This window comes from Pseudomonas avellanae BPIC 631 (assembly GCF_000444135.1).
Taxonomy (GTDB): domain Bacteria; phylum Pseudomonadota; class Gammaproteobacteria; order Pseudomonadales; family Pseudomonadaceae; genus Aquipseudomonas; species Aquipseudomonas avellanae.
The window spans coordinates 1-11,346 of record NZ_ATDK01000249.1; the positions used below are offsets into that span (position 1 = coordinate 1).

At 58.7% G+C, this 11,346-nt stretch carries 8 protein-coding genes; 6 read left to right on the top strand and 2 right to left on the bottom strand.

Going from position 1 to position 11,346, the window contains the following annotated elements:
* Window positions 1-403: 403 nt before the first annotated feature.
* From DW49_RS0114065 to DW49_RS0114080, 4 genes are all read left to right on the top strand, one after another.
* Window positions 404-1,330, top strand: a complete 927-nt coding sequence (locus DW49_RS0114065) for an alpha/beta fold hydrolase (protein WP_005618898.1) — start codon at window positions 404-406, stop codon at window positions 1,328-1,330.
* 98 nt (window positions 1,331-1,428) lie between these two features.
* Window positions 1,429-2,616, top strand: coding sequence for an efflux RND transporter periplasmic adaptor subunit (locus tag DW49_RS0114070; RefSeq protein WP_029768758.1), 1,188 nt, complete (start codon window positions 1,429-1,431; stop codon window positions 2,614-2,616).
* Window positions 2,613-3,713, top strand: a complete 1,101-nt coding sequence (locus DW49_RS0114075; protein WP_005618900.1) for an efflux RND transporter periplasmic adaptor subunit — start codon at window positions 2,613-2,615, stop codon at window positions 3,711-3,713. Before DW49_RS0114070 ends, DW49_RS0114075 begins: the two co-directional genes overlap by 4 nt.
* Window positions 3,710-6,748, top strand: coding sequence for an efflux RND transporter permease subunit (locus DW49_RS0114080; RefSeq protein WP_005618901.1), 3,039 nt, complete (start codon window positions 3,710-3,712; stop codon window positions 6,746-6,748). Before DW49_RS0114075 ends, DW49_RS0114080 begins: the two co-directional genes overlap by 4 nt.
* A gap of 48 nt (window positions 6,749-6,796) precedes the next feature.
* On the opposite strand, the gene DW49_RS0114085 is transcribed toward DW49_RS0114080, so the two are convergent.
* Together DW49_RS0114085 and DW49_RS0114090 are read right to left on the bottom strand one after the other, a co-directional pair.
* Window positions 6,797-7,438, bottom strand: coding sequence for an HNH endonuclease family protein (locus DW49_RS0114085; protein ID WP_024420578.1), 642 nt, complete (start codon window positions 7,436-7,438; stop codon window positions 6,797-6,799).
* The gene (locus tag DW49_RS0114090) at window positions 7,425-8,783 is read right to left on the bottom strand and encodes an AAA family ATPase (RefSeq protein ID WP_005618903.1); all 1,359 of its coding nucleotides are present in this window, start codon (window positions 8,781-8,783) and stop codon (window positions 7,425-7,427) included. Before DW49_RS0114090 ends, DW49_RS0114085 begins: the two co-directional genes overlap by 14 nt.
* A 247-nt stretch (window positions 8,784-9,030) precedes the next feature.
* On the opposite strand from DW49_RS0114090, the gene DW49_RS0114095 reads away from it, so the two are divergent.
* Both DW49_RS0114095 and DW49_RS0114100 read left to right on the top strand, forming a co-directional pair.
* Entirely contained in the window at window positions 9,031-10,227 is a 1,197-nt protein-coding gene (locus DW49_RS0114095; RefSeq protein WP_005618904.1) for an MFS transporter, read from the top strand.
* A gap of 225 nt (window positions 10,228-10,452) precedes the next feature.
* Window positions 10,453-11,199 (top strand): hypothetical protein, encoded by a 747-nt coding sequence (locus tag DW49_RS0114100; RefSeq protein WP_005618905.1) that lies wholly within the window; start codon window positions 10,453-10,455, stop codon window positions 11,197-11,199.
* Window positions 11,200-11,346 lie beyond the last annotated feature (147 nt).

Below are 11,346 nucleotides of genomic sequence, written 5' to 3' on the forward strand. Positions count from 1 at the left end.
ACTGTTTTCGAAAAAACCAGCTACTAACTAACGTAAAATTCAAATTTTATCAATAACTTAGGTTGCGGGACACGGGTAAATTATTTCGCAAACAGTACACTAGATGTTACAGAAAAGCATGCAGCTTGACCGTTTCAGCGCTGACAAGTTCCACTCAAAAAATGCGTTTTTATGCCTCGATATTGCGTTTTTCCCCAAACAAATCCACTCCGTGCATCCACCTCACCGCATCGCCCCTCGGAAAAAATGTGAACGGCTAGACATTTTTATGACGTCAGTGACTTGTCGGTCCGTCAGCACTGCGTTATTTATAGCGGGCAACTTATGCACCTGCTGCAACGTGTCTGCTTCACCCCAAATAATAACTCACCGGATTTCGCCACTAACCAGGCGAGGCTTTGGCATGGCTGCCAAAGCAGAGAACGCTGCACTAAATTACTGGATCAACATCGGCTGGGAGGCTGTTATGGGCGCACAATCAAAGATTTTAAGCGTGGGTGAGTACAAGGTTTACACCGAGACTTACTGGAAAAGCAGTGACGCGAAGACCATCTTGCTGGTCAACGGTGCGCTCTCAACCACCGGCTCGTTCGGGCAGACGGTCAAGTACCTGCAACCGCACTACAACCTCGTGTTGTTCGACCTGCCGTTCTCGGGGCAATCCCGGGCGCACAACCCCGACGAGATGATCGTCAGCAAGGAAGATGAGGTACAGATCCTCCTTCAGCTCATCGACCTGTATCAAGTCAACTACCTGCTTTCGGTCTCCTGGGGCGGTGTATCGGCCCTGCTGGCCCTGGCGGAATGCCCGGCTTCGGTGGAAAAAGCGATCATCAGCTCGTTCTCTCCAGTGCTCAACGAGCCGATGCTCGACTACATCGACAAGGCCCAGGTCTACTTGGCCGCACGCGAAAAACGCAAGATCGGCTCGTTGCTCAACGACACCGTCGGCAAGCACCTGCCGCGTCTTTTCAAACTCTACAACTACAAGCACCTGATCGGCCTTGCCGAGCACGAATATGGTCAGATCGATTTTCACATCAGCCAGATCCGCACACTAAGCGCCAGCAACTACGTCGAGCGTTTTTCCTCGATCAAGATCCCGGTGCTGTTCATCAACGGTGAAAAAGATGAATACACCACTGTTGAAGATGCGCGTATGTTTTCCAACTACATTGCCAAAAGCAGCTTCAACGTAGTTCCGGACACCGGACACTTTCTTGATCTGGAAAGCAAGGCTGCCTGGCACCACTCGCAAAAGACTGCACTGTCCTTCCTGGGCACAGAAGCCAGCCAACAGGTATGGCCAAGCGTCACCGCAATGGCCTGAAGCACCCTCGCCCGCGTCCGGAAAGCCGCACAGCTTTTCCGGCGTGACGTTGTGGTTCGTGGGTGTCGGCTTATCTGACTGGGCAGTGCTATTCGTTGATGACTCTTTGCTTGGCGACGCTTTTGCGTTCGTGCTGCCGTGTGCCCGGAAATATTCGGTCACAGCGCTTCAATTCCTTCCAGTCCGGTCTGGTGCTGGGCTTCATCTCGCTGCTCTCGCTCGGCGCTTGCTCCGCAGGGAAACCCGCAGAAAAGGCGCTGGTGCGGGTCGCGGTGCAACCGGTTGCATCGGTAGACGTCGCCAGCAGTGTGGTTCTGACGGGCGATATTCAGGCGCGAAAAGTCACCGAACAGTCCTTCCGTGTGTCCGGCAAGCTGGTCAAACGCTATGCGGATGTCGGCGACCGGGTGCGGGCCGGGCAAGTACTTGCCAGACTCGACCCACGAGAACAGAAAACCGACCTGGCGTCGGCCGATGCCGAAGTGGCCGTGCGGGAATCACGCTTGCACCTAGCCGAGCAGAATTATCAGCGTCAGCAGTTACTGCTGCCCAAGGGCTACACCAACCTCAGTGAATACCAGAAGGCACGTTCCGGCCTGGACAGTGCGCGGGGGGATCTGGCGGCGTTGCGAGCGCAACAGGCCAACGCGCGTGACCAGGTAGGCTACACCGAGCTGTTCGCGGTAGCCGATGGCGTCATCACTGCGCGCCATGCAGAGGAAGGCCAGGTGGTACAGGCCGCCACGCCGGTTTTCAGCCTTGCCCATGACGGCCAGCGCGAGGCGGTATTTTCGGCGTATGAATCGCTGCTAGATGCCGACCAGACCGAAGGCACGGTAACGATCAGCCCGCTGGGGCAACCGAGCATTCAATTGAGCGGCACCATCCGCGAGATCACACCGATTGTTTCCGCCGCAAGCGGCACACTGCGGGTACGCGTTGCATTGCCGGACGCTGCCATCGCACCGGCGCTGGGCTCGGTGGTCAGCGCACGCTTGCAGACCCGATCGCAACGGGCATTCGCCCTGCCCTGGTCGGCGTTGAGCCGCACCCAGGGTCAGCCGGCAATCTGGCGGCTGGACGACCAGGCGAAAGTCCGCCTGACGCGCGTGAAAGTGCTGCGTTACGAACAGGGCCAGGTGATCGTTTCCGAAGGGCTGAACGAAGGCGATCGGGTGGTTTCCCGAGGGCTGCAGTTTCTCCACCCCGGACAACAGGTCGAGGTGGCCGAGCAAGCGTCAGTCAAGCCCGCCGTTTCGCTGGCGACAGCGGAGCCTGCGCAATGAACGGCACCGCCACAGGATCAAGACCGTCACATTTTCACTGGCTACTCTGCGCGCTGATCGTGGCGCTACCGGGCTGTCGCGACGAACCGCTGCGCGACGTGATTGATCGCCCGGTGCTGTTCACCGAAATAGCCGATCCGCAAAGTGCCTCCTATGGTCGTTTTGCCGGCAGTATCCAGCCGCAACATGAGGTTGCACTGGGCTTTCGCATCGCCGGACGCCTGGCCACCCGGCATGCCGAGATGGGTGATCGGGTGCGCAAAGGCGACCTGCTGGCGACCCTCGACCCCAGCGACCAGCAAAACCGACTGCGTGCCCGTCAGGCAGAACTGAGCAGAGCCCGGTCTGCCTGGCAACAACTGAGCGACGAGCAAACGCGCTACCAGCAGCTGTACACCCGAGGCGTCGGCTCGCGGGCGCGTCTGGACCAGTTGAACAGCGACCTGCGCAGCCAGGACGCACTCCTCAATCAGGCCAACGCAGCGGTGCAACAAGCCGGTGACCACCTTGCCTACACCCGCCTTACCGCCGAATTCGACGGCTTGGTGACCCAGTGGCAAACCGAAGTGGGTCAGGTCATGGCCACCGGGCAAGCGGTGGTCAGCCTTGCCCGCCCGGAAAGCCGCGAAGCCGTGGTCGACCTGCCCGTCGGGCTGTTGGCCTCGCTGGATGAGAGTCGGCAGATCAGAGTGATTTCCCAGCTTGATGAGCAGGTGTCGGTGATCGCCAGCGTTCGCCAGTTGGCCCCGCAGATCGATGCGGGTACGCGCACTCAGCGCGTCCGCCTGGCCTTGCAGCACACACCGGACGGTTTGCGTCTGGGCTCCACAGTGACGGTTGAAATAAGCGGCGACGCCCCGGCCTTTCATGAGCTGCCCGCCAGCGCCGTGCTGGCGCGCAACGGCAAGGATCAGGTGTGGGTGATCGACCCTGCAACCTCGACACTGAGCCCGCGCGCGGTGCAGGTGCTGGCGCGCAGGGGCGCCAAAGTACAGGTCAGCGGCGAACTGCACGAAGGCGAAAAAGTGGTGACTGCCGGCGTCAACGGCATGCAGTCCGGACAGAAGATACGCATGCAACGCGAGGTCAGTTTGTGAGGCAGCGCTTCAATCTGTCGGCCTGGGGGCTCAAACACCGCACGCTGGTCTGGTACATGATGTTTGTTTCACTGCTGATGGGCAGTTGGTCGTTTCTGAACCTGGGCCGCGAGGAAGACCCGTCGTTCGCCATCAAGACCATGGTCATTCAGGCCCGCTGGCCGGGCGCGACGCTGCCCGACACCCTGCAACAGGTCACCGACCGACTGGAAAAGAAGCTCGAGGAAATCGACGCGCTGGACTACGTGAAAAGTTACACGCTGGCCGGTGAATCGACGATTTTCGTGTTTCTCAAGAGCGAAACCCGCAGTGCCGATATCCCGGCGGCGTGGTATCAGGTGCGCAAGAAAATCAGCGATGTGCGCAGCGAACTGCCCAGCGGCATTCAGGGCCCGGCGTTCAACGACGAGTTTGGTGACGTGTTCGGCAGCATCTATGCGTTCACCGCCGACGGGCTGTCGTTCCGCCAGTTGCGCGACTACGTCGAGCAAGTGCGCGCCGACATTCGCAGCGTGCCCAACCTGGGCAAGATCGAACTGCTCGGCGCGCAGCGCGAAGTCATTTACCTGAATTTCTCCATTCGCAAGCTCGCGGCGCTGGGCATTGATCAGCGTCAGGTGCTGCAAAGCCTGCAAGCGCAAAATTCGGTGACGCCCGCAGGCGTCATGGAAGCCGGTCCCGAGCGCATCGCCGTGCGGGCCAGCGGTCAGTTCAGCAGTGAAGAAGACCTTGAGGCCGTCAACCTGCGCTTCGGCGACCGGTTCTTTCGCCTCAGCGATCTGGCGACCATCGAACGCCGTTACGCCGACCCGCCCTCCTCGCTGTTTCGCTTCAACGGTCAGCCGGCCATCGGCCTTGCCGTGGCCATGAAACAGGGCGGTAACATTCAGGCGTTCGGCACCCAGTTACAGCAGCGCATCGACGACCTGACCACCGAGTTGCCGCTGGGCATCGACGTGCACCTGGTATCAAGCCAGGCCGAAGTGGTCGAGAAGGCCATCGGCGGTTTCACTCACGCCCTGTTCGAGGCGATCCTGATCGTTCTGCTGGTGAGTTTCATCAGCCTCGGGGTTCGTGCAGGCCTGGTCGTCGCCTGCTCGATTCCGCTGGTACTCGCGCTGGTCTTCGTGTTCATGGAGTACAGCGGCATCACCATGCAACGCATTTCGCTCGGTGCGCTGATCATCGCCCTCGGGCTGTTGGTGGATGACGCCATGATCACCGTCGAAATGATGGTCACTCGCCTTGAAAGCGGCGACTCCTTGCAGCAAGCCGCGACCTTTGCCTACACCTCGACAGCCTTCCCGATGCTGACCGGTACGCTGGTGACGGTTGCCGGTTTCGTGCCCATCGGCCTGAATTCCAGTTCAGCGGGCGAATACGTGTTCACCATGTTCGCGGTCATTGCCGTGGCCCTGTTGCTGTCGTGGCTGGTGGCGGTGCTGTTTGCACCTTTGATCGGCGTGCACATTCTCAAGGCGTCGGCACAGCATGCTGCGCCGGGGCGATGGATGCGCGGTTTCAGCCGCCTGTTGATCAAGACGCTGGAGCAGCGCTGGTGGGTGATCGGCATCACGTTACTGATGTTCGTCGGCTCGCTGTTTGCGGGCAAACTGCTGCAGAACCAGTTCTTCCCGGACTCCGACCGCCCGGAGATTCTGGTGGATATCTACATGCCGCAAAACGGCTCCATCGAAGGCACACGCCAGACCATGGATCGCTTTGAAGCAACGCTCAAGGACGATCCCGATGTGCTGCGCTGGAGTTCGTATGTCGGCAAAGGCGCGGTGCGTTTCTACCTGCCGCTGGACCAGCAACTGAGCAACCCCTTTTATGGGCAACTGGTGATCGTCAGCCAGGGCGGCGCAGCGCGGGATCGCCTGATCGAACGCCTGCGCCAGCGCTTTCGTGATGACTACGTCGGCGTAGGTGGCTACGTCCAGCCGCTGAACATGGGCCCGCCCGTCGGCTGGCCGGTGCAGTACCGGGTCAGCGGCCCGGACATCGAACAGGTGCGCAGCCAGGCCATGGCGTTGGCCGCCATTCTCGACGCCAACGCCAATATCGGTCAGGTCATCTACGACTGGAACGAGCCGGGCAAGGTGTTGAAAATCGACATCGCTCAGGACAAAGTGCGCCAGTTTGGCCTGTCGTCCGAAGACGTGGCACAGATCCTCAACAGCCTGGTCACCGGCACGACCATCACGCAGGTGCGCGACAGCACTTATCTGGTCGATCTGGTAGGCCGCGCCGAAAGCGACGAACGCAGCTCGATACAGACCCTGAGCAACCTGCAGATCCCGACGCCCAATGGCTCGACGGTACCGCTGCTGGCATTCGCCACACTCAGTTACGAACAGGAACAGCCGCTGGTCTGGCGCCGCGACCGGCTGCCGACCATCACCCTTAAAGCCAACGTACTGGGTAAGCTGCAACCGGCCGCACTGGTCAAGCAACTGAAGCCTGAGGTCGAGGCATTCAGCGCCGGTTTACCTTTGCGCTACTCGGTCGCCACCGGCGGCGCCGTCGAGGCCAGCGCTCGTTCGCAAGGGCCGATATTGAAGGTTGTGCCGCTGATGCTGCTGTTGGTGGTGAGCTTCCTGATGATTCAGCTGCACAGCGTGAAAAAGCTCCTGCTGGTCGTCAGCGTGGTGCCGCTGGGGCTGATCGGCGTGGTCGCCGCGCTGTTGATGTCCGGCTACCCGCTGGGCTTTGTGGCGATTCTCGGCGTGTTGGCGCTGATCGGCATCATCATTCGCAACTCGGTGATTCTGGTGACGCAGATCGATGAGTTCATCGCCGCCGGCGAAAGCGCCTGGTCAGCCGTAGTCAAAGCCACCGAACATCGCTGCCGACCGATCCTGCTGACTGCAGCGGCCGCCAGCCTGGGCATGATCCCGATTGCCCGCGAGGTCTTCTGGGGGCCGATGGCCATCGCCATGATCGGCGGCATCGCCATCGCTACCCTGCTGACGTTGTTTTTTCTGCCTGCGTTGTATGTGGTGAGTTATGGGATCAAACGGCCAGCAAGCTGATTTGCAGGCATTTGCCGAGCAGGCCCGCAAGGGCTCGGCCCAGGAGACCTACCAAGCCTTGAGCCGACGAATCACATTGACCAGAACGGGGGAAAAGGCCTGAAGCTCTTTCTGGATATCTACCCTCACCATGTCTTCTATCAAGAGATCAAGAATCCCATCTTCCTCAACAACCGGCTCGGCGGGATCTACTCCGTAGGAGAGTAACAACGCATCAATCATTTTTTTACGCTCCTCGATTAATCCTTTATTGGACTTACGGGTATCGCCCAGGTTAAGGACCTTGATGCATTCGCGTGCCCGAGGCGTGGTGCCTGCAACCAGACCCGAAAGCTCAAACTGCAACTCTTTTTCACATTCGATCATCAGCGGCGTGAGCGGTAGCGGCTGATGGCCATGAGCATCGTCACACCGCCCGGGCTTGGTGCAGCTCGCGACAATGTTGCCGAAATCCAGGGTTCGATTCGGTGCTAGATGCTGTGCTTCAACATGTTCATTGCAGGCACTGTCTTTCTCAGTGGTGATTCTGCAGCAGCAATAGGCACACAAACCATGCTGCTCGGTGACACAGGCATGACGAATGGCATCCTTGATATCTTCACGCCCCACGAGGTCGGTGTATTTCTTTCCTTTGTTCGCACGCTTCCATTTTTCCAGCAATGCGAGACTTCCCTTCTCAATCTTTCGCACGACGTAATTCCAGCTTGCGGATCAGTAGCGAAGCCTTGGCCAATTCGATGTGATCTGCAGATAACTCGCCAGCCAGCACTCCATAAATAGTTCGAGCCTCATCAAGCTCCCCTCTGATCAAAAAGTGCTGCATTTCATCCAGAGACGCCTGAACCGCCTCGTTTCGGATGTCCGTGTCCATGACACTCAACAACACCTGATTGGCATCGAGCCCGTAAAGACCATCCTGCTCACGCAACTGCCCATCGTCCATGACATACACCAGCACATCCTTGCTGTCGCTGATGACCAGCGGCGAATGCGTGGTCAGGAGAAACTGGCAATTGGGGAACGTCGTGGTGAGCTGGGCGATCAGGCTGCGTTGCCATTTGGGGTGCAGGTGCAGATCAACTTCGTCGATCAGGACGATGCCATTGCCGTGCAATGGGTTTTCAAGCGCCGGGTTCATCATAGCGAGGCGTCTGGCGATGTCGCCGACGAGCGCCATCATCGATTTTTCGCCTTGCGACAGCTGGGACACGTTCAGCGTCTTGCCATTTTTATCGATCGCCATATGCAGGCGCGGCTTGCGTTTGACGCGCAGGTTTGTGAAGCCGGGCATGAAGGCTGCGACCGCATTTCTGACCGCAGTCAGCTGGCGGTCACGCGACGAGGCATGCTCTCTGGACAGTACTTTCCAGAGTTCTGTATCAACCAGGATTTTTTGAGACAGTTCATTCAGCAGCTCTGTCGAGATACCCGTTTCATTCTCGCTGTCTTCGCGCTCCCTGAACCACTCGAAAAAGCGGCGAAAGTCCACTCCACGACCCAAGGCGTTGTCGTAGCCGTCCAGTTGATCGAAGGTGTGTTTGGCGTGGACTTTGAGCGGTATCTCAATCACTGAGCGTTCAACTGGATAAAAGGCCAGAAGAGGAAGAGATGAATCGCTTTTGGCCGTCAACTGTGAGCGGTACCCCTCTGCCAGCATACTCAGCTCGCCCAGCACAGTAGACGAAGTAGCTTTGCGCCCCTTGAGAGTTCCGGCAATCTCCCAGTAAAAATCAGCTCCACAAATCAGCGGGTCGATAATCTGGTCATTGTAAGCGTCAACACGAATTGAAGAAGTCGCCGCGCCGTTCTGAATCGTATCCTCGTTGATTCTGATTCCAACACCTTTAGGCGTTTTGACCCTCGCTACCAGCCAGCTCAATGCTGTAGCGACAGACTTGAGCAGCGTAGTCTTCCCCGCCCCATTATTGCCGACCAGCACGGTCACCTTCGATGGGTGCCTTTCGGTAGGCGCCAGAGCGACTTCCAGATCGCTGAAACGTCCCACATTGATAAGCCTGAAGCTTTTGATTTCCATGAAGGTCCCTGAGGGGATTGATCCAGAACACGATGACGGTCGGCATTATGGCATTACTGTGCGTACCGTGAAGACTTCGCCACACATTGGCTCATTTCCACCCATCACTCACAGAAATATCCTGTATCAACTCGCCGCACCTACTTATCCCCCAACAAAACCGTTAGCCCGCTTGCCATCAGTCAACATCCCGCCTGACAGACGCGCCTGACGTGCTTGCCAGGTTTACGCTCAAGCGAGACTTTCCATGCCCCACTCGTCCCAATCTGCGCACAACACCGTGACCATGACGCCCGGTCTGGTGATGCTGTTCGCCTTCTGCTGCGGCGCGATTGTCGCCAATATCTACTACGCGCAACCGATCATCGAGCTGATTGCCCCGGATATCGGGCTGTCGAGTACGGCGGCCAGTCTGATCGTTTCGTTGACGCAGATCGGTTATGCGCTGGGCCTGTTCTTTCTGGTGCCGCTGGGTGATTTGCTGGAGAACCGCAGGTTGATGCTGGTCACCACGGCGGTTGCGGTGCTCAGCCTGCTGGGCGCTGCATTTGCCGAGCAGCCGAATCTGTTTCTGCTGGTCTCGTTGCTGGTCGGTTTCAGCTCGGTGTCGGTACAGATGCTGATCCCGCTGGCGGCGCATCTGGCACCGGAAGAATCGCGCGGCCGGGTGGTTGGCAGCATCATGGGCGGGGTGCTGCTGGGGATTCTGCTCGCGCGGCCCATCGCCAGCCTGGTGGCTGACCATTTTGGCTGGCGTGCGGTGTTCGGTTCGGCGGCCGTGGTGATGATCGGTATCAGCGTGGTGCTGGCGACCACCATGCCCAAACGCGCGCCTGACCACCGTGCTTCCTATGGCCAGTTACTGTTCTCGCTCTGGACCCTGTTGCGGACCCAGCCTGTACTGCGCCAGCGTGCTTTTTATCAGGCCTGTATGTTTGCGACGTTCAGCCTGTTCTGGACCGCCGTACCGCTGGAGCTGTCGCGCAATCACGGGCTGTCGCAAACCCAGATCGCCCTTTTTGCCTTGATCGGTGCCATTGGTGCCATCGCGGCGCCCATCAGCCGCCGTTTGGCAGACGCAGGCTATACGCGGATAGCGTCATTGGGCGCACTGTTGTTCGGGGCATTGAGCTTTCTTCCGGGCCTTGTTCATCCGGTCTACAGCGTGATCGGCCTGGCGATAACCGGCGTGGTGCTGGATTTCTGCGTGCAGACCAGCATGGTGTTGGGCCAGCGCACCGTCTATGCACTGGACGCCGCGAGCCGCAGCCGACTCAACGCGCTGTACATGACCAGCATTTTCATCGGCGGCGCGATTGGCTCGGCGGTGGCCAGCCCGTTGTTCGATCACGGCGGCTGGACCTGGGTGTTGATCGCAGGCACGCTGCTGCCGCTGACTGCATTGCTGGCGTTGCTCAGGGATCGATCCAGGCAGAATGCGTAAACGCTGCACTTTGTGATCCAATTGCAGGATAATGCCGCGGCGATGGCATAGCCCATCGCCCTTCTGGCTCTCTCGCACCTCTAGGCTCGCGTATCCGGCACCTCTGGATCTGCGCGATTGAACACGGATTGTACAGACGCCTCATCCCAAGGCCCCTAACCCGCCGATACTGCTGTTCAAGCGCATCGGTACGCATTTCCGCAACCCGAACAAGGCAAAACAGCAATGGACGCAGCACCACGAACAAGCAAGTTTTACGCAATTCTAGCCAAAATATCGATAAGCGTTACCGGCATGATCGGGGCCATGTGGAGTATTTTCACGTACTTTTTTCCAGACCCTGCTGTTCTTGGCCTCAGGGTTGATTTCATCAATTGGAAAACCCTGATCATTATCGTTAGCACTGCCATGATGCTCTGCGGCCTGTACATCGCAATCCTCGCCAGAAAGCTTCCCTCGGTACTCAAGCTCGGCGTCTGGTTGGGACTGGCTCTGTTTCTCTGCGCGGTGTTCTTCAAACTGGGCGGCGAGTACGCCAAGCCCTCGGTCGATTTCGCCCGCAGCCAGACACTGTTCACCGAGAATGACAACGCCAACATATTCGGAAAGCGTTCCGAAAACGTGGACAACCTGGACATCGAGTTGCTGGGCTGTGACCAGAACGGCCAATCGCCGACCTGTACACTGGAGCTGACCAACAAGAGTGCAGACCGGGATTTCCGCTTTGTGAACCCGATCAGCCTGTTCGAGGAAACCGGTGGCGCGCTGGGCCTTTCGCAAATGCGTGTCGGCGATGCCAAGTCCGACCGCGGGGACAATTTCCAGCTGATCCGCAACGTCCCTACCCGCGTGACAATGACGTTTGAAGCGGCCAAGGGCAAGGTCAAGCAGTCGCCTGCCTTGAAGCTGTCCTTCCGTGATCGCGAGAACAAGGACAACGTACTCAAGTTCAACGAGGTCAAGGTCAACTGATATAACCGTCTCAGGATGCCATCAGGGCGGGCTTCTGTCTGATCTGCGAGGCGGCTGGTTTTGCTGCCGGTTCCCTGCAGTTCGCGGACAAGCGAAGCGTCGCCCGGTCCGCTGCCACACAGCGTGTTTCTGCCCGCAGGGCGTAGG